The 22,856-nt window shown below is 63.1% G+C and carries 24 protein-coding genes; 7 read left to right on the top strand and 17 right to left on the bottom strand.

Annotated features, from left to right (window positions below; translation table 11 throughout):
* Positions 1-31: 31 nt before the first annotated feature.
* The 6 genes from C7440_RS10040 to C7440_RS10065 all read right to left on the bottom strand — a co-directional run bounded on the left by C7440_RS10040 (position 32) and on the right by C7440_RS10065 (position 5,897).
* Positions 32-1,453, bottom strand: a complete 1,422-nt coding sequence (locus tag C7440_RS10040) for an MFS transporter (RefSeq protein WP_165832523.1) — start codon at positions 1,451-1,453, stop codon at positions 32-34.
* A gap of 139 nt (positions 1,454-1,592) precedes the next feature.
* Positions 1,593-1,940 carry a ferredoxin FdxA gene (gene fdxA, locus C7440_RS10045; RefSeq protein ID WP_116518390.1) on the bottom strand — a complete coding sequence of 116 codons (348 nt, stop codon included), beginning with the start codon at positions 1,938-1,940 and terminating at the stop codon, positions 1,593-1,595.
* Between the two features lie 124 nt (positions 1,941-2,064).
* A complete protein-coding gene (locus C7440_RS10050; protein WP_116518391.1) occupies positions 2,065-2,583 on the bottom strand; it encodes a low affinity iron permease family protein in 519 nt (172 codons plus the stop codon).
* Positions 2,584-2,752: 169 nt separating this feature from the next.
* Positions 2,753-3,799, bottom strand: coding sequence for an ABC transporter substrate-binding protein (locus C7440_RS10055; protein WP_116518392.1), 1,047 nt, complete (start codon positions 3,797-3,799; stop codon positions 2,753-2,755).
* A 56-nt stretch (positions 3,800-3,855) separates the two neighbouring features.
* A complete protein-coding gene (locus C7440_RS10060) occupies positions 3,856-4,587 on the bottom strand; it encodes a class II aldolase/adducin family protein (protein WP_017524406.1) in 732 nt (243 codons plus the stop codon).
* A gap of 26 nt (positions 4,588-4,613) precedes the next feature.
* Complete coding sequence (locus C7440_RS10065) at positions 4,614-5,897, bottom strand: aromatic ring-hydroxylating oxygenase subunit alpha (protein ID WP_116518393.1); 1,284 nt, start codon at positions 5,895-5,897, stop codon at positions 4,614-4,616.
* Between the two features lie 408 nt (positions 5,898-6,305).
* On the opposite strand from C7440_RS10065, the gene C7440_RS10070 reads away from it, so the two are divergent.
* Positions 6,306-6,908: a MarR family winged helix-turn-helix transcriptional regulator gene (locus C7440_RS10070; protein ID WP_243410879.1), complete on the top strand. Its 603-nt coding sequence runs from the start codon at positions 6,306-6,308 to the stop codon at positions 6,906-6,908.
* The gene (locus C7440_RS10075) at positions 6,908-8,107 is read left to right on the top strand and encodes a Gfo/Idh/MocA family oxidoreductase (RefSeq protein WP_116518394.1); all 1,200 of its coding nucleotides are present in this window, start codon (positions 6,908-6,910) and stop codon (positions 8,105-8,107) included. The genes C7440_RS10070 and C7440_RS10075 overlap by 1 nt, the downstream gene beginning before the upstream one ends.
* Before the next feature lie 31 nt (positions 8,108-8,138).
* On the opposite strand, the gene C7440_RS10080 is transcribed toward C7440_RS10075, so the two are convergent.
* The gene (locus C7440_RS10080) at positions 8,139-9,044 is read right to left on the bottom strand and encodes a LysR family transcriptional regulator (RefSeq protein ID WP_116518395.1); all 906 of its coding nucleotides are present in this window, start codon (positions 9,042-9,044) and stop codon (positions 8,139-8,141) included.
* A 175-nt stretch (positions 9,045-9,219) separates the two neighbouring features.
* On the opposite strand from C7440_RS10080, the gene C7440_RS10085 reads away from it, so the two are divergent.
* The 3 genes from C7440_RS10085 (at position 9,220) to C7440_RS10095 (ending at position 11,557) form a co-directional block, all read left to right on the top strand.
* A complete protein-coding gene (locus C7440_RS10085) occupies positions 9,220-9,471 on the top strand; it encodes a DUF4148 domain-containing protein (protein ID WP_157787568.1) in 252 nt (83 codons plus the stop codon).
* A 111-nt stretch (positions 9,472-9,582) separates the two neighbouring features.
* Positions 9,583-11,217, top strand: coding sequence for a Na+/H+ antiporter (locus C7440_RS10090; RefSeq protein WP_116518396.1), 1,635 nt, complete (start codon positions 9,583-9,585; stop codon positions 11,215-11,217).
* Positions 11,218-11,257: 40 nt separating this feature from the next.
* Positions 11,258-11,557 carry a hypothetical protein gene (locus C7440_RS10095; RefSeq protein WP_017524413.1) on the top strand — a complete coding sequence of 100 codons (300 nt, stop codon included), beginning with the start codon at positions 11,258-11,260 and terminating at the stop codon, positions 11,555-11,557.
* A 42-nt stretch (positions 11,558-11,599) separates the two neighbouring features.
* Here C7440_RS10095 and C7440_RS10100 read toward each other — a convergent pair whose 3' ends face one another.
* From C7440_RS10100 to C7440_RS10125, 6 genes are read right to left on the bottom strand one after another with little or no spacing between them, the layout of a single operon-like run.
* Positions 11,600-12,295, bottom strand: coding sequence for a flavin reductase family protein (locus tag C7440_RS10100; protein ID WP_017524414.1), 696 nt, complete (start codon positions 12,293-12,295; stop codon positions 11,600-11,602).
* Positions 12,296-12,318: 23 nt separating this feature from the next.
* Complete coding sequence (locus C7440_RS10105; protein WP_017524415.1) at positions 12,319-12,801, bottom strand: aromatic-ring-hydroxylating dioxygenase subunit beta; 483 nt, start codon at positions 12,799-12,801, stop codon at positions 12,319-12,321.
* Entirely contained in the window at positions 12,798-14,123 is a 1,326-nt protein-coding gene (locus C7440_RS10110) for an aromatic ring-hydroxylating oxygenase subunit alpha (protein ID WP_116518397.1), read from the bottom strand. Before C7440_RS10110 ends, C7440_RS10105 begins: the two co-directional genes overlap by 4 nt.
* Before the next feature lie 35 nt (positions 14,124-14,158).
* Positions 14,159-16,036, bottom strand: coding sequence for a dipeptide ABC transporter ATP-binding protein (locus C7440_RS10115; protein ID WP_116518398.1), 1,878 nt, complete (start codon positions 16,034-16,036; stop codon positions 14,159-14,161).
* The gene (locus tag C7440_RS10120) at positions 16,033-16,926 is read right to left on the bottom strand and encodes an ABC transporter permease (protein ID WP_116518399.1); all 894 of its coding nucleotides are present in this window, start codon (positions 16,924-16,926) and stop codon (positions 16,033-16,035) included. Before C7440_RS10120 ends, C7440_RS10115 begins: the two co-directional genes overlap by 4 nt.
* Positions 16,923-17,936, bottom strand: a complete 1,014-nt coding sequence (locus tag C7440_RS10125; RefSeq protein ID WP_116518400.1) for an ABC transporter permease — start codon at positions 17,934-17,936, stop codon at positions 16,923-16,925. The genes C7440_RS10120 and C7440_RS10125 overlap by 4 nt, the downstream gene beginning before the upstream one ends.
* 147 nt (positions 17,937-18,083) lie before the next feature.
* On the opposite strand from C7440_RS10125, the gene C7440_RS10130 reads away from it, so the two are divergent.
* Positions 18,084-18,437: a V4R domain-containing protein gene (locus C7440_RS10130; RefSeq protein WP_116518401.1), complete on the top strand. Its 354-nt coding sequence runs from the start codon at positions 18,084-18,086 to the stop codon at positions 18,435-18,437.
* Positions 18,434-19,147, top strand: a complete 714-nt coding sequence (locus tag C7440_RS10135) for a GntR family transcriptional regulator (RefSeq protein WP_116518402.1) — start codon at positions 18,434-18,436, stop codon at positions 19,145-19,147. The genes C7440_RS10130 and C7440_RS10135 overlap by 4 nt, the downstream gene beginning before the upstream one ends.
* A gap of 27 nt (positions 19,148-19,174) precedes the next feature.
* On the opposite strand, the gene C7440_RS10140 is transcribed toward C7440_RS10135, so the two are convergent.
* The 4 genes from C7440_RS10140 to C7440_RS10155 are packed head-to-tail and all read right to left on the bottom strand — an operon-like array spanning position 19,175 to position 22,819.
* On the bottom strand, positions 19,175-19,714 hold the full coding sequence (locus C7440_RS10140) for a MarR family winged helix-turn-helix transcriptional regulator (protein ID WP_116518403.1): 540 nt from the start codon (positions 19,712-19,714) through the stop codon (positions 19,175-19,177).
* A 30-nt stretch (positions 19,715-19,744) separates the two neighbouring features.
* Complete coding sequence (locus C7440_RS10145; RefSeq protein ID WP_116518404.1) at positions 19,745-20,740, bottom strand: DODA-type extradiol aromatic ring-opening family dioxygenase; 996 nt, start codon at positions 20,738-20,740, stop codon at positions 19,745-19,747.
* Position 20,741: 1 nt separating this feature from the next.
* Positions 20,742-21,665 carry an alpha/beta hydrolase gene (locus C7440_RS10150; RefSeq protein WP_083851272.1) on the bottom strand — a complete coding sequence of 308 codons (924 nt, stop codon included), beginning with the start codon at positions 21,663-21,665 and terminating at the stop codon, positions 20,742-20,744.
* The gene (locus C7440_RS10155) at positions 21,662-22,819 is read right to left on the bottom strand and encodes an FAD-dependent oxidoreductase (RefSeq protein WP_116518405.1); all 1,158 of its coding nucleotides are present in this window, start codon (positions 22,817-22,819) and stop codon (positions 21,662-21,664) included. Before C7440_RS10155 ends, C7440_RS10150 begins: the two co-directional genes overlap by 4 nt.
* Between the last annotated feature and the right edge of the window lie 37 nt (positions 22,820-22,856).

The raw sequence follows: 22,856 nt of genomic DNA on the forward strand, positions 1-22,856 counted from the left end.
CGGCAACGCCGCATGTGCAGCCCCGGGGGCCCTAGGCCCTGATCTGTATGCGGCCTCGCACCACTCTAAGCACGAAACAGGCAGCCAGGCCCGGCGCCAGTGCAATGCACAGCAGCAGGGCCAGGGCGGCCTGGGCCGTTCCCTGCACGCCGCCGGGGTCTGTAAAGCCCGCCGCGTTGATGATGACCCCGCCTATTGCGGCGCCCAGGGCCATGGCGTACAACTGTGTGGTGATGATGGCCGACGAAGCCATGTTCTCTTGTCCGGCCGGCGCCACCTTGAAGACGTAGGTCAGCAGATGGGGCCAGCACATGCCTATGCCCAGCCCCACCCCCAGCAGCGGCAGGACCACCACCCAGCGCAGCAGGGCGTCTTGCAAGGGGGTGGATGGCAGAAGCAAGCCGAGGACGGCCAGTGAAACGGCCGATATGATCGGCCCGAGACGCACGTAGATGTCGGCAACGGCGGGGGAACGGCCCGAACTGGTAACCGCCCCCAGCGTCCAGCCCGCCGACATCAGGGCGCTGAGATAGCCGGCCACCAAGGGCGAGTGGCCGTGCAGCACCTGCAGGAAATACGGCACGAACATTTCAACCGTGATGCCTATGCTTACCAGTGCCACGCAGGCATAGACACTACCCAGGCGGTTGAGATCGTAGGCGCCCACGGGCATGAGGCGGGTGGTGTTGCGAGCGTCCAGCCGCGCCACCCCCAAGCCCACGGCCAGCGCCGCGGCTATACCCAGGGCGCTCCAGCCGACGTGCCCCGACAGGCTGGCCACCGAGACGATGAGCACCGACACGACGAGCAGGCCGATCTGGGCCATGGGTATGCGCACCGGGCCATGGCCGCGGGCCGAAGACTTGACGGCGATCTGGGTCTGCACGAGACAGGCCAGGAACAAGGCGACCGGCAGCACGGCCCCGAAAGCCCAGCGCCAGTGGCCGGCGTCGGCGAATATGCCGCCGATGGCCGGGCCCGCCAGCGTTGCCACGCCCCACATGCTTGAAACCAGGGCCATGGCCTTGGGCCACAGGCGCTCTTCGAACACAATGCGGACCGAGGAATAGCTGAGGCCCAGCAGCAGGCCGCCCCCAAAGCCCTGCAGGGTACGGCCCGCAAGCATCCACCCCATGGTGGGCGCCAGCGCGCACACAGCCGTACCTGCGGAAAACACCGCGATGGCCACCTGGAAGGCGCGCCTGGGCCCGAACTTGTCCATGGTTTTCGGCGACAAGGCCGAACCGAGTATGGATGCCACCACGAACAAGGTCATGTTCCAGGCGTAATACGGCAGGCCGCCGATGTCGCGCACGACCGACGGAAGTATGGTGGCAACGATATATACGTTTACGGCGTGCAGGGCGACACCGCCGGCCAGCGCGATCGAGCGCAATCCGTTGCGGCCGCTTAGAAGCTCGGCCCACGATGCCGTATTTCCTGCGTGTGGCATGGCTCATCCCCATCAACCCACCGCCTTCGAGGGCGGTGATCAGCCAGCACTGTAGCATAGCGGGAACGCCTGCCCGCGGCTCTTCCAGACCCGGCCGAGCGCCTGGCCCGACAGGCATGCTCGACGCGGAAGTTGCCGCCTAGGACTCGATTGCCGCGTCGTAGCCCAAAAGGCCGAGCTTATCCTTGACCCCGGCCCATTTTTCGTGGTCGGGCATGGGCTCTTTGGCCTTCGAGATACGCCTGTAGCGCGGGTCTTGCGAAAGATCGCGATTGATTTCCAGGAAATGCCGCTGGTCGCCGGGGATTTCCTGGTCGCTGACGATGGCTCCCACCGGACATTCGGCCACGCAAATGGAGCAATCGATGCATTCGTCGGGGTTGATGACGAGAAAATTGGGGCCTTCGAAGAAGCAGTCCATGGGGCATACACTGACACAATCAGTGTATTTGCATTGAATGCATGCTTCGGTTACTACAAATGTCATGGTCAAGCCTGGAATGAATCCGGCTTATTGTAAGCGAGCCGCCGTTGCAGCTTTGTGAACGTGGCGCCAAGAGCCGCTTCTGGACAAGGCGGCTATCCCGCCGCCCGCACAAGCCTGCGGCCCATCAGGGTGTTTCGCCTGGGCTTTCGCTTTCTTTTTTGACTTTCTTCTCGATTTCGACCTCGACCGACCGTTCGGACCTTAGTTCTTCGGAAGACGCGCCGGATTTTTCGTGTCGGCGCCGGCTGTGCGAGGTAACCTTGGCCTCGATGGAGGCCAGGTCGCATCCATCTTCACGGCCGATTTTTTCCAGATCGCGCCGAAGCTGCTCCAGCTCGGCATTGCTTAGCTGGTCTACATTGATCATACCCGTGCGCGCGCCCTTCACCACCCTGAGCAGTTCGTCGAGCTTGAGCTGCACGGCGATGGCGTCGCGATTTTGCGTGTTCTGAATAAGGAACACCATCAGGAAGGTGATGATGGTGGTTCCTGTGTTGATGACAAGCTGCCAGGTGTCGGAATAGCCGAACACGGGGCCCGACACCGCCCACAACAGAACAAGGCTTATGGCCAGCGCAAAGGACCAGGGGGTTCCCGTCCATTGCGCGATGCGCTCGGAAAAGTAGCGAAATTTGTCTTCCATGACGTGGTCTCTCCGGAGGGGTGCCGGGGCTTGCGCCCGCCAGGGCCGGGAAACGCCCCCAGCACCGTCGCAGGCCACATAGCAAACATCATGCCGCCGTGCTCGCGCCCCTTGTCCTAACCACCCGCCGCCGCAAGGCGGATGGCTGCCGCAGCTCACGCCCTGCCGCTCAGGGTGCCTTGCCCAGCACTTCTTCGAAGGTCTTCATCCACTCGTCCTGGTGGTCAAGGGCCTGACCCGGATCGACCATGGTGACGTCCACGCCGGTGAACGGGGTCTTGATCTTGTCGGTTACCACCACATAATTCATATCGGCGAGTATCTTCTGACCTTCGTCCAGCATGAAGTCGTAGAACAGCAAGGCGGCATTGGGATGAGGAGATTCCGCCAGCAATGCCAGCGTGCTGAACTGGCCAATGATGGGATCAAGAGGCAGTCCCTCGATGGGCGCGCCCTTGGTCTTGAGCTGCTCGGGGTTCCAGCTGTAAACAGTAAGGGCAAGCGGAACCTCGCCCGAGGCCACCAGCGATGTCAGCAACGAGTGCCCCTTGCGAAACGACATGCCGTTGGTGGCGACAATGTCGGAAAACAGCTTGCGCCCCTTTTCTTCGCCCATGGCCTGCAGCAGCGTGCCGAACCAGGCGAAGTTATAGGCCTCGACGCCCAGCTTGTTCTTCCATTTCGGATCGGTCAGGTCTTCGTAGCCTTTGGGCACGTCTTCGGGCTTGACCTTCTCGGTGTTGTAGGCGGCCGTCCAGACGTCCATGGTAAGGCCCACCCATGCATGGTGCTTGGGCACGGCGTTGGCGCGCAGATCGGCGAAGTGCGGCGACCAGGCCGGACGCGACAGGCCTTCGCGATGCAGGGCCTCGTTTTCGGGCGCATTGTTCTGCACGATGTCCACGTCGTGCCGGCCGCCGCGCGCCTCGGACACAATGCGCTGCAGCAGCGCCTCGGAACCGGCCCGCCAGTTCTTGACCTTGATGCCGTATTTCTTGCTGAAGGCATCGATGGCCACCGTCAGCTTGGGGTAGGCGTGATAAACGGTGAGCTCGCCCTCTTTCTTGGCGGCCTCGACCAGGCGCTCGTGGCGATCGGGCCCCTGGTAGGTGGCCAGGTCTTCGGGCGAGGCCGCCTGCGCCATGGGCGCCAGGGTGCAACAGGCGGCAGCGGCCAGGGCCGCCGCCAGCGCTTTCAGGGTTTTGCGTTTTAGCATATGTCTGTCTCTCCTTGGTGGGCACGCCGCTGCGGCCGGCGTGCGGGTCAATGTTTTTATATCTGGTCGGCCAAGGCGTGGCCTGCCCAGCTTGCGTCTTTAAGCGCCCGGCGCCGCAGGTACTGGAAATTCACCTCGTACTGGGCCGGCCGGGTAATGTCGAAGTGCAGCTTTTCAACTTCTTGAGGCGAGAACTCTTGGCCGATGCCCCCGGCCGCTTCGGCCAGCAACTGGATCTGGCAGGCGTTGTCGAGCATGATGGCCAGTATGGTGGCCTCTTCGACGGTCTTGCCTGCAAGCGCCACGCCGTGGTTGCGCATGAGCACCGCCTTGCAGGCGCCCAGCGCCTGCGCCACGCCGCGGCCCATCTCCTGGCTGCGGATGAGGTTGATGGTGTCGGTGTAGTAGGGCAGCCCGTCGGCAAAGGCCACGGCCGGCTGGCTGATGGGCCGCAGCGGCCGGCCGGTGGCCGACAGCGCAACGGCATGGGTGGGGTGTGAATGGATGACGCTATTGATGTCGGGCCGCAGCCGGTAGATCTCGGAATGGATGAAGACCTCGCTGTGGCGCTTGCCTTCTCCGCCAACCTTCTCGCCCTCGAGATTACAGACCACGATGTTCTCGGGCGTGATCTCATCAAAGCCATGGCTGTGCGGCTTCATGATGAAAAGCGACGGGTCGCCCGGCATGCGTATGGAAACATGCCCGCGGGTAAGGTCGCCCTGCCCCGCGTCTTCGAGGATCTTGCCTGCGTCGATCAGCTTGCGTTTTGCTTCGTCCAGCGTCATGGAGGTTCCTTTAGTGTCAACAGGCCCTAGTAAAGGCTTTCGGCGGGTTCGGCCTGCTCTTGGCCGCGGCCGGGCTCGAAGATGCGGACCAGGTCAGGGGCAATGGGTGAATACTTGGCGTGGGTGCGCAGCATGAAGCTTGAAAAGCCGTCGCTGTTGTGGTGCTTGTCGCGCTCGTTCGGCAGCTCGATACAGATATTGCGCGCCGGGTCACGCACCAGGCCGATCGGATCCTTGCCTTCTTCAAGCTTCTTGAGCTCGCGACGCAACACGTGACGGTAAAAGGCAATACCCGCGTCGGATGCGCCCAGATGCTCTTGCGTGCGATCGGCCACCGCCCCTTGTGTTACCCAGGCCATCATGTCCTGGCCGTCGACGTTGTCGACGACGAACTCGCCTTTCTCGTTTTTGTAGGGCACGTCGTACAAGTGCACGGTATTCAACAGATGCTCCGGCACCTTGACCCCTGCGGGCGGAACGTAAGCGTTGTACCAAAAATGCAGGGTGTGCTCGTCGTCTACCGGTACGCGAATCTGGAAGGAGTAGTAGCGGTTGTGGTCGCCGCCGTTGCCCACCGCCAGCATGTTGGGGAACACGATGGGATGGCCGATACGCCAGTCGTCGCCCTCTTCAGAATGGCCCTCGAGCAGACGATGCTTGGTGATGCCGTACTCGAACTCCTTGAAATCGATCTTCTGGTGACGCGTGCTGATGGCCACCTTGATGCCTTCCTGCTCTTTCTGGAATTCGTAATGGTGGCCGTGCAGCCATTCGGTATGGACGGGGTCGAGGGAATTCTCCATGACCTGCAGCCAGTTCACCGGCAGCAAGGTGCGCCCCAGCTGGCGGATGGTGCCCTTGGCCACGAAGCCGTCGAAACGCGGCAGCAGCGGCGCCGGCTGCGGACCGAGGTAGGCGAAGAGCAGGCCGCCCATTTCCTGCACCGGATAAGCCGTGGTGGCAACCGAGTCACGAAAAGCCTGGTTGTCCGGCTCGAAGGGTTGATTGAGGCACTTGCCGGCACCGTTGAATTCCCAGCCGTGGTACGGACATCGGATACCGTCGTTGGTGGGTATGCCGTGCGCAAACGAAGCGCGGCGGTGCGGGCACTGCTCGGCGATAAGGCCGAGCCTGCCCTGGCGGTCGCGAAACAGCACCAGGTCTTCGCCCAGCAGCCTGACACGTTTCGTCCAGGCTTTTTTCAGTTCAACCGCAGCCGCAATCGGCTGCCAATAACGCCGCAGCAATTCACCCATGGGGGTGCCCCGCGATACCTGGGTGAGCTTGGCGTTGAGTTCTGCAGTCAACATCGTGGTTTCCTCTTTCATGAAGCGGCCGCCGCCCGCGCGGCATGCCGAAGCAGCCCGAATGGCAATTCCTTTGAAGCCTTCGATTTTTATAATAAACTTAGGTACCTAAAAATACAACTCATCTATATCAGTTGATATCGAATTCTCGGGAAATCCCTGATGAAGGAGGATTAAAGGAAGGAGGATTAAAGAAGTTGTATGAAGGATGTTTATAGCCACTTTCCAAGATTTTTATCTAAGTATATTTTTTTTGCTGATAGCTGTAGCTAAAAAGAGATAACGAGTATTAACACGCAAAAACGTTTTCAATCCAGGCAATTTATCCTAGAATAACTTTGGTACCAAAGCAATTATCAATCCCTGGCTGATAAGCTCCTGCCATTGCCCAACGAAAGCACCAGGACACACGTGACCCACACCCCCTACGCCCCCGAAGACGAAGCCTCGCCCGCGCTCTTGCGCGAAACAGGTCCGCATGAACGGATTCTTCACCTGATCAAGGTAGCCTTTCGCGGGTCGTCACGCGCGCTGCAATCCCGGCTTCGCCACCACGGCGTGCTGTACGGGCACTGGACGCTGCTGCGCATACTCTGGCAGCTCGACGGCATGACGCAGCGCCAGCTAAGCGAGCAGGCGGGCATCATGGAATCCACCGCCTTCGGCGCCTTGCAGGCAATGGAAAAACTGGGCTACATCACGCGCCAGAAGCTGCCGGGCAACAACAAGCAGATCCGCATCTTTCTTACCCCGCAAGGCGCCGCCCTGCGCAATCTCATCGTGCCCCTGGCAGAAGAAACCAACCGCATCGCCATCACCGGCGTCCCCGATGAAGACCTCGCGGTCACACGCCGCTCGCTGGTGGCCATCATCGAAAACCTGAACATCGACGAAATGACGCAGGCCGCCACCAAAGAGCCCGGCCAGGCCACTGAAAAAAAGCCTGAACAAAGCGGCCGGCCGCCGCGCAAGAAAACCGGCGCGGGCGGGCAAGCGCGGGGCGAGACCGCCTGATGGCCACGCCGCGCAATACCGCCGCTCCAGTGGCCATAGGCATCGCCGGCCTGGGCGCGGCGGGGCGGGCATTCCTGCCCGCCATTGCCCGCCACCCCGGCTTTCGCCTGGCCGCCGCGGCCGAGCCTTCGGCGCAAGTACGCGCCGAGGCCCTCGCCGGCCTCGACGCCAAAGGCTACGACAGCGTGCAGGCCATGCTGGCGCACCCCGGGCTGCAGGCAGTCTATATCGCCACCCCCACCGCCCTGCATCCCCAGCACGTGCTGCAAGCCTGCGCGGCCGGGGTCCATATCCTGGTCGAAAAACCCATGGCAACCGGGCTGGATGAAGCACGGGCAATGGTGCAGGCTGCTCAGCGCGCGGGCGTCATTATGCTGGTGGGCCATTCACACAGCTACGACATGCCCATACACGCCATGCGGCGCATCATCGACGAAGGCGGGCTGGGCCGCGTGCGCATGGTCAATACCTGGTGCTACACCGACTGGGTCTATCGCCCGCGCCGGCCCGACGAGCTCGATGAGCAGCAGGGCGGCGGCGTCACCTACCGCCAGGGGTCGCACCAGTTCGACATCATCAGGCTGCTGTGCGGGGGCCAGGCGCAAAGCGTACGCGCACGCACCTTCGATATGGACACTTCGCGCCGCGTCATCGGCGCCCACGTGGCCTACCTCGATTTCGCCGATGGCGCGGCGGCCACCGCCGTCTACAACGGCTACGGCCGCTTCTCCAGCATGGACCTTACCTTCGACGTGTCCGAATGGGGGCATCGGCAGCCGCCAGGCAGCCGCCGCTGGGCCTCACCCGGCGCGGATCCCCGGGCCGAACTCGCGGCCAAGCAGGCGCGCGCCCGCAGCGCCATTCCCGCCGACGCCCCGCTGCAGCCCTTCTTTGGCCTTACCCTGGTCAGCTGCGAAGGCGGCGACATCCGCCAATCGCCTCAGGGCCTGCAGGTGTTCACGCCGCATGGCGCCGAAGAAATCAGCCTGCCCTCCGACCGCAGCCCGCGTGACCTGGTCATGGATGAATTCCACGGCGCCATCACCGGCCGGAACCCAGCCATCCACAACGGCCATTGGGGCCTGGCCAACCTCGAGGTATGCGCGGCAGCCATCGAGTCGTCTCGCACCGGCGCGGAAGTGAGCTTGCACGAGCAGGTGGGCCTGCCCGGCTCTCACGGCTCTGGGCAGAAAAAGTGACACCGCATGGCTGCATGACCGCAGCCCGTGGTCAAGCCGCGTCGGCCCCGTCGCCGAACCGATCGTCCAGAAACTTCAGAAACTGCTCCATCTTCGGTGACCGATAGCCCTTGTACGCATAGACGGCATACAGGCTGAACGACATGCTTGTGTAGGGCGCCAGGCACTCCACCAGGCGGCCCGCGGCCAGTTCCTCTTCGACATCCCACAGAAACTGCATGCCGATGCCGAAGCCGCCTTGTATCCATTGATGCAGCACGTCGCCGCTGTTGCTGGCAAGCCGCGCCTCGACGGTTACGTCGCGCACAACTCCGCCCTCGCTGACGGTCCAGCTATTCATCAGGCGACGACCCCGTACAAAGCACAGGCAGTCATGCTGCAGCAAATCGTCGGGCCTCGCGGGCTGGCCCCGCCGCTTCAGATAGTCGGGCGAAGCGCACAGGACGAAGCGGCTGTCGGTCAGCTTGCGCGCCACCACGTTGGCCGCAGACGGCACGTCTATCTGGAACAGGATGTCGAGCTCGTCTTCCTCGAGATCGAGCGGGCGCTCGGAAAGACGGAACTCGACCTGAAGCTGCGGGTGCAGTTGCGCAAAGCGCGCGACCTCGGGCGCCAGGCGCGTGCGAATGAGCCGTTGCATGGCGCCTATGCTCAGGCGACCGACAAGCTTGCGCGCGTGGCTTGCCACCTCGGCCTCGGCCTCTTCGACCTCGGCGACGATGCGCTGCGCGCGCTCGAGCAATGCGTGCCCCGCTTCGGTCAGTTCGAAACGCCGGGCGCTGCGTTCTATCAGGCGCACTCCCAGCCGCGCTTCCATTGCCGCCAATCGCCGGCTGACAGCCGGCGGCGAGCTGTCAAGCTTGATCGCGGCCATGGTGATTGAACCTGCGGCCGCGATCTGGATGAAAAGCTCCAGCTCGCTGATCGAATCTGCCATTTCCCTCTCATGATTCCGTTTTATGGAATTTTAAATTGCTTTTTCCCTAGTTTCTACCCTTACTAGCTCTGGATAGAATTCACTTACAGGAAGCTTGAGCCGCTTGATGGCCTCGAACACCACGCATCTTCGCAGCGGCTCTTTTTTCCACCTCTTGAACCAAGTAAGGAACATCATGAAATCCACTCTTTCAGCACTCGCCCTTGGATTCGGGCTGCTGGCTTCGGCCACCTCGGTAAGCGCCCTGGCCCAGAACGCCGACCAGCCCGAACTGACCCGCCAGGAAGTACAGCGCGACCTGCAAGCCTGGCGTGACGCCGGCTTCAGCGAACAGGCCTATATCGCTCTTTCCTACGACGCGTTCAGCGACGCTTACAAGAGCCGCATGGCCAAGTACCAGCAACTGCGCCAGGCCGACGCCCAGTAAGCAGCCCGTAGTCTCGTCTGTGTCACAATAATGCGGTCATGCGCGCCGGTTGGCGCGCAGCCCGCGACATAGAATGAGACCACGCTTTCACCCCCACTCAAACGGGGCGCCATGCAAGCAGTAGGCATCGCCCTGGCCATGCTGGCCGCTGTACTGCTCAGCGGCGTGCTGGCACGCCTGCTTCCCCTGCCCCTTCCCCTCGTCCAGATCGCGCTGGGCTTCCTGATCTCCGCCGTCTTCGGCGAGGGAGTCCGTCTCGATCCGGACATCTTCTTTCTTCTTTTCCTGCCCCCGCTGCTGTTCCTGGACGGCTGGCGCATTCCCAAAGAATCCCTGTTCCGCGAAAAGCTGGGCATCGTCCAGCTGGCATTCGGACTGGTGCTGCTGACGGTGGCGGGCCTGGGCTACCTGCTGCATTGGCTGATTCCCGCCATGCCCCTGCCCGTGGCCTTTGCGCTCGCCGCCATCGTCTCGCCCACCGACCCGGTCGCCATTTCGGCCATCACGCGCCGCAACCCGCTGCCACGGCGCATCGCCTCCATACTGGAAGGCGAATCGCTGTTCAACGACGTCAGCGGACTGGTCGCCTTCCGATTCGCAGTGGCGGCCGCGCTGACGGGCACGTTTTCCTTGAGCATGGCCGCCGCGTCCTTCCTCTGGACGGCGCTGGCGGGCCTTGTCATAGGCGTGGGCGTAGTGCTGCTGGTGAACTTCGCCAAGAACTGGTTCACGCGCCGCTTCGGCGAAGAACCGGGCTCGGAAGTGCTGATCAGCCTGCTGACCCCGTTCGCCGCCTACGTGGTCGCCGAGCATGCCCAGGCCTCGGGGATACTTGCCGCCGTATCCGCAGGCGTGGCCATGAGCTATGCCGAACTGTCGGGCGGCGCGCTTGCGGTAACGCGCGTCAATCGCAAGGTCATCTGGGACATGCTGCAGTTCACGCTGAACGGCATCATGTTCGTGCTGCTGGGCGAGCAGTTCCCGGCCATTCTGGACGGCGCCGTGACGGTCGTACAGGAAACCGGGCACCATCAGGTATGGTGGCTGGCCATTTATGTCTTCGTCATTTGCCTGGCGCTGATCCTCATCCGTTATGCCTGGGTCTATGCCTCACTGAAAATCAGCCACGTATTCGAATCGCGCACGCGCAGCGACGCCACGCCGGTGAGCCGGCGCATGATACTGGTGGTGTCGCTGGCGGGCGCCCGGGGCGCCATCACCATGGCCGGCGTCATGACGCTGCCCCTGGCCATGCCCGACGGCAGCGCCTTTCCGGCGCGGGACCTGGCCATCTTCCTGGCCGCCATGGTCATCATCACTTCGCTTCTGGTGGCCAGCATCGCCCTGCCCGCGCTGCTGGGCGGGCTCAAGGCGCCCGTCGAGACCCGGCGCCACCGGCAAGAGGCGCTGGCCCGCAAAATGGCACATGATGCAGCGATAAAAAGCGTGGGCCTGACGCTGAACGAACTGCTCGAAACCAGTTCGGCGCCCGACACGGCCGTGTACACCGACGCGGCCAACCGGGTTCTGGCCGACTTGCGCGACCACCATGACTCGACCGACGAACAGGCCGACCCGCAAGAATACCAACGGCGCCGCGAAGCCGAGCGCCTGATGAGGCTTGCCGCCATCGCCGCCTCGCGCCAGGCCATTTTCGAACTGGCCCGCACCCATCGCATCTCGGACGAACTGGCGCGAGAACAGGTACAGTTACTGGATCTGCAGGAAGTGCGGCTCAGCCCCTGACAACCAGGCGGTCGCCGCACCGAACAAAAAAGGAGCCAACATGATTACCGGACCGCAATGCTGGGCTGCCCGCGTCCTTGTCGAGATCACCGTGGGCAGGCTGGCCTCCCGCTCGGGGATTGATCGGCGCATCATTGAAAAATTCGAACAGAAGCTCGATGAGCCCGAAGCCCAGGTCATACGCAAGCTTCAGGAGACCCTGGAGGATCTGGGGGCCGTCTTCATCGATGAAAACGGCGGCGGCGCGGGCGTGCGCCTGAAGTTCACCCGCCTTGACTCGAAGCAGATATCGCGCATGGAAAACGAAGGCGGCATGCCCGGCAGCAATACCGTTCCGTAAGAGCGGCCCGACACCGCCCGGGCTCGCCGGGCTTACCCAAGGCTAATTGCCGCCTGTTGTCGCCTCGATGTCGCTTTCGGGGTCGAGCGGGCGCTTGCGCTTGTAGATCTCGCCCAGCGACGCATAGAAAGGCCCGCCCAGCCGCGCAAGCGGGTCGATGGCCTCGCTGTTTACATGGCGCCCGTCGTATACGTGAGTGGCCAGATGGAACATCACGATCTCGCCGATGTACAAGGTATTGACGCCCGCGCCCAAGGGAACGATCTTCGACAAACGGCATTCCATGTGCACGGGCGAAGACGCCACGCGCGGCGCCCCCACCACCTGGCCCGGCAGCAGCTGTATGCCCAGTTGCTCGGCCTCGCTGGTGTCCGCCCCATACCTTGCACTGCTGGCGTTCATGACGTCGAGCGCGGCCCGGGTGGTGACGTTGACCACGAATTCGCCGGTTTGCCTGATGTTGCGGGCCGTGTCCTTCATGGTCCCGTCGTCGTGCAGACCGATATTGACGGCCAGCATGGGCGGCGTGTCGGCCACATAGTTGTACGAGCTGAACGGCGCAATGTTGACCACGCCGTCTGTGCTGCGCGTGCTTATCCATGCGATGGGGCGCGGCACAACCACCCCCGTCAGCAGCTTGTAGGCTTGGGAAGAAGAAAGGTCGGCAATAGGCAGGGACGTATATTCGCCCTGGGCGGCAGCAATTTCAGTGGGGCCGGAGGAAGGAGAAGCGCACATTTATCAAGCCAGGCAAGAAAACATTAGATGAAGAGTTGGATGGCCGGCAGGTATGCGTCGCAGTCAAGCAGTTGAACGCGCTTTTCGACAATGAGAAGCCGGCCTTCGGCTTCCCGCAGCAAATAGCGAACCTGCGCACCAAGCACGAGCTGGCTGCCACCCTGGTACTCAAAATACACAAGATTGCAGGATACCGCATCCAGCCCGCCTTCGGGCTCTTCGACCCTGGGACGCTGCACCACGTGCATGCTGCGAACTTGCGGATGCAGGGAGTGGGCCCGTTCATGCTTGAGGCGGTCGACGCGCAGCTTCAGCAACAGCCGCCCTTCCAGAGCGATGGAGGGTTCGCCCTCCTTGTCGGTTTGCCCTGCCCGGGCGGGCACCCAATAGACTCCTTCTTCAGCGAACAGCTCGAACCACTCGTCGAAGCGCCGCTCGTCGAGCAAACGGTTTTCATCGTAGACGAATCGCCGCAGGCGGCTGTCCAAGGTAATGCACTGGTTCATGCCAGGCTCTCCTCTGCTGCGGGCTCGGCCAGCATCGCCAGCCAGGCCCGGTACTGGTTGCGCATGACGAGCTCATTGTTTCCGTCTTCGAAATCGTGGGTTTCCTGCCCGCACTCCTCCGGGTCGAACTGCCGCTGCAGGTTCACCCATGGGTTGCCGGCCGACGCCATCACCTTCTGCTGGCTCTCGAAAAGATGCACGTCGTCATGGGCCACCACACTCATGGGCGAGAAGACCAGGCGGGCATAGGTAAGCCCTCTTTCGAGCAAGGCCGCCGGCGCCCCCTTGGGCTGGAAGACCCAGGTCTCCAGCCGCGTCAGCCCGGCCGAAACGGGGCGCAGCACGCGCAGTATCTGCGGAGAGCCCTTTACGGCCAGAGTGGGATAAAGCACCACGTTCTGCGGCGAATAAGACAGGATTTCACGGGCGCGCGCCGGGCCGTGCGCCTGCTCGAGCATCTCGCGATAGCCCGGAACGTCTGAATAGTCGGTATGAATGCTGAACTCGCTGCCCAGAATGCTGTGCCCATGGGGCAGGGTCGTGGCCCCCATCTTCGAGTAAAAGTCGTAGCCCGCACCGAACGGAAGCAATTGCTCCATGGCCGTGGGCACGGTGTCGGCAAACTCGTTTCCCACCTTGCGCGCCGTGGAAGAGGCCGACTCGTGCGTGGAGATCGGGTGCACGGTGTCGTTGACATTCTCGAGGTACATCTTCCAGTTGCAGCGAATGACGCTGCGTATGCAGTTGGAAGCCACCTGCAGCTCGCCCTCCGGAGAGCGGTCGGCCATGTTGTCCAGAGCCTTGAGCGCCTGGCCGAAATAGTCTTCGAATGAAGGGCCGTCGGTGCTGAGCCGGGCAAACACGAAGCCCCGATATACCTGTACGCCGCCAGGCGCCGACAGGCCGGCCGCGGCGCGGCTTTGAGAAAAAACCGTGCCTTCGTACCCGGCCTTGAGCGGCACCGCAAGCAGCGAGCCGTCGAGCCGGTAGGTCCAGGCGTGGTAGGGGCAACGCATCACCCTGCCGGCATTGCCCTGCGGCTCGCTGACCAGGCGGGCGCCCTTGTGGGCGCAACGGTTGATCAGCACGCGCACCGAACCGTCCGTGTCGCGCACCATGACCACCGAACTACCCGCCAGGTCTACGGTAATGTAGTCGCCGTGCCCGGGCACCTGGCTTTCATGCCCCACGTACAGCCAGGAGCGGCTGAACAGGCGTTCGCGCTCGAGTTCGAAGATCTCTTCGCTGAGATAGGCGTCACGATGGACCTGGCCTGCTTGCACCAGCCCGTCGAGCGCCGCTCTGTCATGTCGATAATCCATTCATCGCTCCTTGGTCGCGGGCGCCGCGGGGCGCCTCACGATTGAAACTCCAGTTCGGCCGAGCCGGCCCGGACACTATCTTGATCATGCTCCGTCGGCGGCCAGGCGGCGCCGGCGTCGTCGGACGGCACCGACTCGAGCAGCAGCCGGGTATACGGATGCGCCGGATTGCCAAAGACCTGATCGGTGGGCCCCTGTTCGACAACCTCGCCGTGACGCATGACCAGCACGCGCTGGCACAAGTAGCGCACCACGGAAAGATCGTGCGATATCAGCACCACGGCAATGCCCAGCTCTCGATTGAGCTGCAGCAGCAGGTTCATGATCAATGCCTGCACCGAGACGTCGAGCCCCGAGACGATTTCGTCGGCCACCAGCAAGCGCGGGGTGACACACAGCGCACGCGCAATGTTCACCCTTTGCTTCTGCCCCCCCGACAATTGCGAGGGAAAACGCTGCAATGCATCGACGGCCATGCCCACCTGCTTGATCAGGCGTTCGGCAATTCGCTTGCGTTCAATCCCCGCAATATCAGGACGCAGCTCAAGCGCCTGGGCCACCAGGCCTTCGACGGTACGCCTTGGATTCAGGGCGGAATCGGGATCCTGGAACACCATCTGCACGGTCTCGCGCATCTGGGCGGCCTGGCGGGCCGAGGCTTGGGCTCGCGCAACGCCATCGACGTGCACGGTACCGGCCGTGGGCGCCATCAGGCCCACCATGAGGCGGGCCAGGGTGCTTTTGCCGCTGCCGCTCTCGCCCACCACGCCGAGCAGCTCGCCGGGGCCTATGCTTAGGGACAAGGGCTTGAGCGCATGAAACAGCTGCCCCTTGCGCCCGCCCCGCCCTTGGTAGGTCATGCCCACGTCGCGAAGCTCGAGCAACGGCCGGCCGCCAGGATGGGCAGCCGGCGGCAACGCGTGGGGTTCGGTCTTGCGGCTCGCCGAATCGACGCGGCATTGGCCTGCGCATGCGACAAAGTGGCCTTGGCCTACGCTTTCAAGCGCCGACACGCGGTTTTCACATTCGGCATTGCGTGTGGGACAGCGGCGCGCGAAGCGGCAACCGGGCAGTTCGGCAATCTGCTTCAGGCCCGGCATGAGGTCGGCCAGGGCCGGCAGGACATACTGCGGCCCCGTCAGATTGGGCGTGGCCATTTTGAGAGACCATGAATAGGGATGCCAGGGCGCCTCGAGCACCCTGCGCGCGGAACCCCGCTCGACCACGTCGCCCGCATACAGCACTGCCACCTCGTCGCAGACGTGGGCCGCCATGCGCAGGTCGTGGGTAATGAGAATGACCGCCGTGCCGTGCTTGCGCTGCACCTGCCGAAGCAGCCTTACGATTTGCGCCTGGGTGACAACATCGAGCGCCGTGGTGGGTTCGTCGGCCACGATAAGCTCGGGGTCGCCCGAGAACGCCATGGCGATCAGCACGCGCTGGCACTGGCCGCCCGAAAGCTGGTGTGCATAGCGCCCGAGCATGTCGGCTGGATCGGGCAGGCCCACTTCGGCCAGACGCTCGAGGCAGTAGGGCTCCCATTGCTTGCGCGGCAGGCCGAGGTGCTTCATGTGCTCGAACATTTGCTGGCGCACCGTAAGTACGGGGTTCAACGCCGAAAGCGGCTCTTGCGGAATGAAGGCGATGCGGCGGCCCAGCAGCGCCCGCGCCTTGCGGCCCGTAAGCTCACCGCCCTGAAAATACACGTGGCCGGCCGAGAAGCGAAGGTTGTCGGGCAGCAGGCCCGAGATCACCCTGCCGACCATGCTCTTGCCCGCACCCGACTCGCCCACCAGGCCGAGGATGCGGCCCTTGCCGACGTCGAACGTGACATTGCGCAGCAGGGCGACGTCAGCGCCGCCCACCTTGACGCTGACCGAGACGTTCTTGAACTCTAGCACCGCCGGCATCATTCGCCCCCTCTTTTGCGCAAGCGCGGATCAAGCACCACCCGCAAGCCGTCGCTGAGCAGGTTGAACGCAAGCACGGCAAATACGATTCCGCACACCGGGGCCAGCAGGTTCCAGCCGGCCTGGTAGATCTGGTCGCGGCCATCGGCCAGCATGACGCCCCAGGCGACCACATTGGAAGGCACCGACAGGCCCACGAAACTGAGGATGGCCTCGACGATGATGGCCACGCCCATCTGCAGGCTGAACAGGGTGATGATGAGCGGCGCCACGCCGGGCAGCACCTCGCGCAGCATGACCCGAAGGTGCGAGAAGCCCAGCAAGCGCGCCGCCTGCACGTACTCGCGCTGGCGGGCGACGATGACCTCGGCCCGCACCACGCGGTAGAAGCGGGTCCAGTCGACCAGGATCACGGCCAGGATGACGTTGCGCACCCCCGTGCCCAGGCCCACCATCAGCATCATGGAAAACACCACGGGCGGAAACGCCATCCATAGCACCACGATGAAACTCGTTGCCCGGTCGAAGCCGCCGCGCAGGTATCCGGCCAGGATGGCCAGCGTGGTGCCCAGCAGCATGGTGCCCGTGGCGGCCGCCACCGCCACAATGAGCGCGATGCGGCTGCCGTAGATAAGCCGCGACAGCACACATCGGCCCAGCGAATCGGTGCCCAGCGGATACTGGGCCATGCCGTCGGCGGCCCAGGCGGGCGGCAGCAGCGTGGCCAGAAGGTCTTGCGCATTCGGGTCGTTGGGCGCCAGCCACGGCGCGAACACCGCTACGCATACGAACAGGAGCACCATGGCGCCCCCGACGGCTACCTTGGGGTGGCTGAAGATGCGCGCCATGCCGCCGCGCGGCCTGGCCTGTTGATTGATGGATATGCTGCTCATGCTGTTCTGAGCCTCGGGTCGAGCACCGCATATAGGCCGTCTACGCAGAAGTTCACCACCAGCACCATCAGGCAGAAAACCAGCGCGACACCCTGGATCAGCGGCAAGTCGAAGTTCTTGATGGCCTGCACCATCAGGTTGCCTATGCCGGGAAAGGAGAAGATCAGCTCGATCAGCAGCGTGCCGCCGAACAGAAAGCCGAACTGCACGCCGATAAGGGTAAGCGTGGGCAAAGCGGCGTTCTTGAGCATGTGATGGACCAGCACCCGCCATTCGGACTGGCCGCGCAGGCGGGCCACGTTCACGTACTGGGCGGCGGCGGTATCCAGCAGGCTGGAGCGCAGCACCCTGACGATAATGGGGCTGAACGACAGCGCCAGGGCCAGCGCCGGCAAGATGAGATGCTGGAAGGCATCGAGCCAGGCCCGCCATTGGCCCTGCAGCAAGGTGTCGATCAGCAGGAACCCCGTAATCGTATCAACCGGGAAGCTTGGGTCGATGCGCCCCATGAAGGGCAGGACGGGGTAGACCACGCCCAGCACGACGATCAGTATGATGCCCCACAGAAAAGACGGAACGGACAGCAGGAACACCAATGCGAAGTCGGCCAGCATCTCGCCCTTGCGCCGCTCGAGCTTGTACAGCAGCACGCCGCCCGGAATCGAGATGGCCAGGGCCATGACCAGGCTGACCAGCACCAGTTCCAGCGTGGGCGGCAAGGCCGTCTTCAGCAGCTCGAGCACGGGGGTGCGGAAATAGATCGAGGCGCCCAGGTCGCCCTGCAGCGCGTTGCCCAGCCACACCAGGTACTGCTGGAAGATCGAGCCGTCAAGCCCCAGTTCTTTGCGGATGAAGTCGATGTCGGCCTGCGTGGCCGAAGGCGGCAGCATCATTGCCAGCGGGTCAGAAGGAATGATGCGGAGCACGATGAACACGACGATGGAAAGCAACAGCGCCGTAAGACACACCGTGCCGAACTTTCTTCCAAGAAGGGCCGCATAGCTAGCCATGGCGCCCTTCCTTCATGGCCGCCATGGCCGTGAAACAGCCGGGCAGCGCGCCGGCCGCCCTGCCCGCCTTACTTCCATGAGTACTCCTGAGGCAGGATGTAGCCCGTCTGGTAGGTTTCGAAGGCGCTGGCCGCGTTCGGGCAGGCCGTGCGCGATTCGGGCGGCAAGTCGGCCCGATCCTATTTTCAATCGCTGCACAACGACGCCCGGCGTTTTCTTCAAACCATGGAAGCCTATTCGGCCGAGCTGGGCTGGGGAAAATGGGCCTTCAATCAAAATACCCCGGGGCAATGGGAACTCATCGTGCATAACAGCCCCTTTGCCGCGGGCTTCGGCGCCAGCGAAAAACCAGTATGCAGCGCAATCGCCGGCATGCTTTCCGCGGTAGGCGCGCTCATTGCGCAGACCCCGGTATCCGTGGAAGAAACCGCATGCGCCGCGCAGGGTTGCAAGCACTGCAGGTTCCTCCTACGCACCAACAAGGCATCTGATTCGCCATGACACGCACCGCCAGGAAGCCCGGCCCGCCGGCCACCCGCCCGCAGCCGCCAAAGCTCAGCATTCGTGAAAAGGTCTACCATCATCTGCGCTCGCGCATGCGCCAGGGCGAGGTCGGCCTGGCCGACAGGCTGGTCGATCACGAGATCGCAGCCTCTCTTTCAGTGTCGCGCATGCCGGTGCGCGAGGCGCTTCTGCAGCTCAAGCACGAAGGCCTGCTCGAAGGCACGTCGCGGGGCTTCGTGCTGCGCCGCTTCACACCCACCGACATCGCCCAGATGTTCGAAGTGCGCCTGCTGCTCGAACCCCCGGCCGCCGCCAGCGCCTGCGAAAGCGCCACGCTCGAAGGCCTTGCCATCATGAGCCAGGCCACCGAGGCATCGATCAAGGCGCATGAATCGAACGACATCATCGGCTATATGGAGGCCAACGATCTTTTCCGCACCACCTGGATCAGCCAGGTTCCCAATCGGCACCTGGCCAGCATGATCACGCGCCTGGCCGATCACGTCGAAGCCGTACGGCTGGCCACGCTGCGCAACCCCAAGTTCCGCGAATGGTCCCTGACCTCGACCCGAAAAATTACCGAGGCCTTCATGGACAAAGACGTCGAGGCGGTGCAGGAAAGCGTCCGCTTCAACCTGCGCAAGGCGGTCGCCGCCTATTACGCCACGCAAGATTCTCTGATCGAGCAACAGAACAACAGCGCATAGGGGGCTGCGCCCGCTATAGGCAAGCTCTCATTCGTTGATGCGGCCGTCTATCTTCTGAATAAGACTCAAGAGAGTACGCAACTGGCTGCGCGTCAGGCCTTCCAGGGCGTCGTCGATAATGGGCCTGGCTTCAGGCCAGGCCTTTTCGTATGCCTCGACGCCCTTCTGGGTCAGGAATATATAGGTATAACGCGCGTCTTCCGGCTTGGACTGCCTGACCAGCAAGCCACGCTGCTGCATCTGGTCCAGAACGCGGCTGAGCACGGGAAGCGTAATGACGATGCGCTTTCTGAGCGCTCCGATGGTGATTCCGTCGCCAAAATAAAGTATCTGTAGAACACGATAATGCTGAGCCGTAATATCCAGCGCCCGCACTCTGTCCGCCAGATCCAGATTCAGCCGGTTGATGATTCTTGAAAAATAGTGCGCGACGTTGCCGTTCAACTGCCAGTCCTCGGGCAAGTCTGTGCCCCGGTTCCTGCCGGATAGCGAATCTTGGGAAGATGCCGCCTCGACGGCCCCCGAGGCGCCGCGCCGCGCAGCGGCATTGGTATCTGCTTTGTTCATGCATTGGTCTCGATCACGTTGGCGTTCTCCTCAGTATGAGAGGATACCCACACCCCCCATCCATTCCTTTACGGGCTCATAGATCACTGTCCTGCCCGGGGCTCCGTCCAGGACGCCCGCCAGGGCTATCCACATCGCCATCTCATGTCCGCCGTTGCCGCCCGACCGTTCGACCGCAGCGTAGTCCTGGCGCAGCAGATGTTCTATATCGCCGCGCTCGAGGGCCGCCATGACGTCGCGATCCCATTCAACGTTGATCAATGGCTGGTCGCTGGCCGACATCTGTGCTTCGCGGGCGTGGAAATCGCGCCGCAAGTGCGGGTCCGCCGCCCGGGCTGCGGGTCCTTCAAGCTGGGTGCGAAGCTGGCGCTGCAGCAGTTCATCATCGGCGGGAATGCGATCTTCATCGACAAAAGGAGGCCAATGCGAAATGCCGCCCGACGCCAGCAAGGCGATGCGCTCGGGCCGGCTGGCGACGACCTTTCGTATGCACCGGCCCAGTTCATAGCTTCTGCGCCATGCGGGCAGCGGAGGCGCAAAGCAATTGATGAAGACCGGCACGACGGGAATGTCGCGATCCGGCCAAAGGAACTTCTTGGGTATCAGCACATTGTGATTGAACTCTGCCGGGCCGGAACGCATCATATCAAAGCCGTCGGCGATGCACTGCTCGAGTATGTGTTTGCCATAGCCGGCGTCGCCGGGATGAGGCTGCCGTGCCATCTGCAGCCAGTCCTGCGCATCGGTCGAAGGCCCGTAATGGACATCGGATACGCTCACCGAGAATGCCGGCATATTGTTCAGCCAGTACATGTCGAAGTGATCATTGACGAACGCAAGCACCAGGTCGGGCTCCGCCGCCTCGAGCTCCCTCCTGACCTGGCCGAATGCCTGGTACAAACGCTCCATCTGGTCGGCTGGCGGCGCGTCCAGGCGGTCTCCCAGGCCCGGCGTATGCGTCATTGACACGGCGGCCACGACCTTGCCGGCCAGTGCCGGATCTTTCGTAATACGGTCAGAAATCATATCAACTCCGTCCTTGGATACGGGGAGGTGCAAGCAACGAGGCATGCTGCGCCGGCAAGGACATGCCGGCAATCAGTTCGCGCGCGGCGAGCGTCCATGGGTGCCCCGCCTGGATGCAGTTCAGGCTGGTGTCGAAATGAGAGGCGCCCGGCACCTGCATCCCCACAGAATCAACGCCCACACGCGACAAGGCCTCGACCATCAGGGGCCCCTGCAGCTTGATGCGCGGGAAATCGTTCTCGCCCCATGCAACGAGAAAGCGCGCGTCAACAGGATTGGCCCTGGCAATAGGACTGGCCCGGGCATCGTCCTGCTCATGCGCCAGGAAGTCGCGATAGGCTCGCTGCTGGCCCGCGTCTCTGTGATCGGGTGGCGCCCTCAGGTCAAGAGGGGCGGAAACGGGCAGGCAAACCTTGACCACATCAGGGGGGAGGCCGCGTTGAGCCAAGCCCTCTGCATCAAGGACCGACAACGCCGCCAGATGCCCTCCGGCGGAATGGCCGCCCAATGCGATGCGGTCCGGGTCGCCCCCATGCGCTCCAATGTTCCGCCAGACCCACGACAAGGCATCCTGGGTATCGTGCAGCGCCTCGGGAAATTTCGACTCCGGCGACAAGCGGTACGACACCGATATAAAAATGGCCGGCAAGTCTACGAATAAAGGCGCCATGAAGCCCATCCATTCTTTGTAGCCGCAAGTCCATGCTCCTCCATGTAGAAACATCAGCACGGGCACGGGTTCGCCGGCAACACGAGCGGGCGGATAGATATCGAGCTTCTGCCAGTAGTCGTCCCCATAAGGAACATCCAGCACCGGCCTTGCATGCAACTGCGCTGCGCGGGTCAGTTCAAGCACCCGCTCCGCATAGGGGCCGGCTTCGGGGTGCAGCATTGGAGGGCGTGGCGGCAATGCATCCCAGCTCATGCGGCGCCCTCCGTTGCCAGCGGGCTCGCCCCGGTGGGATGGCTTCGGGCAGTGCGCAGGCGCTGCGCGGAAAGCCACGGATGGCTGCTGGCGAAGCCCATTGCGGCGGTACGCAGTTCATCCGGCCAAGAGGTCAGCACGCCATAGAGCATGCTCCAAAGCTGCGTGTGCTCGGTCAGTTCGCGTTCGCGCTCCTCCCAGCGCGCAAGCGCCTGGGGAATGTCCTCACGCGAGGCAACGGCCCCAAGCTCGTGGGCCAGCGACAGCCCGTTTTGCATTGCGGTGCCGCCCCCCTGCCCAAGGTTGGGCGGCATTGCGTGCGCCGCGTCCCCGGTAACGGCGACATGGTCCTGAGACCATCGCTTCAGCTTGACCATGGAAAAGCGGTCCCATCGCGCCGAAGCGCCGATACGGTCGATTAGGGATGCCAGGTGCGGAAAGCTGGCCGTCCAAAGTGCCTTGTCCACGGGAACCCGGGCCGCGGCGGTGTCATTGTGCAAGCAGGTGAGTGCGATGTAGACCTGGTCGGGCGAGCAGGGCGTGACGAGTATGCGCCTTGTTCCATTCCAATGCTCCACGAAGCGGCCGTCGCCGTCTTGGGGCAAGCGAGGAACCATGACACGTATCGCACCTTCGGACAGCAGCTCGAACTGGCTCGCCAGCCCCAATGAATCCCTTACCCTGGAGTGCACGCCGTCGGCTCCTACGACAACATCCGCCGCCAGCGAACTGCCGTCCCGCAACAGCAGCCTGCCGTCGGGCGTGGCGCCCACGGCCTCGGAGCCTGTCACCACCTCGACCCCCGCGGTCAGCGCTGCATGAAGCAGGGCTTGAAGCAACTGCTGCCGGGGCAGGGCAAACACCTCGACCGCCCCCTCTCCTTGCACCGGCACCCGTGGAATGACATTGTTGTCGCAGTCGCGCAACTCGGAGGCCATGCCGCGATTGGCGTTGCGCAACGCCTCTTCGCGCGCGCCCACCGCTTCGAGCACACGCAGGCCGTTGCCCCAGATATAGATGCCGGCTCCCGCCTCGCGAATCTCGCTATTGCGCTCGTGCACCCTGACCTTCCAGCCGCGCTGAGCCAACGCGGCGGCCGTGGTCAGGGCGCAAATTCCTCCACCCGCTATTTCCGCTTGAAACTGCTTGGTCATTCTCATCTCCAATTCCAACGCTCTTGCATACTTAATA

It is taken from the genome of Pusillimonas noertemannii (assembly GCF_003096595.1).
Lineage (GTDB): Bacteria > Pseudomonadota > Gammaproteobacteria > Burkholderiales > Burkholderiaceae_B > Pusillimonas > Pusillimonas noertemannii.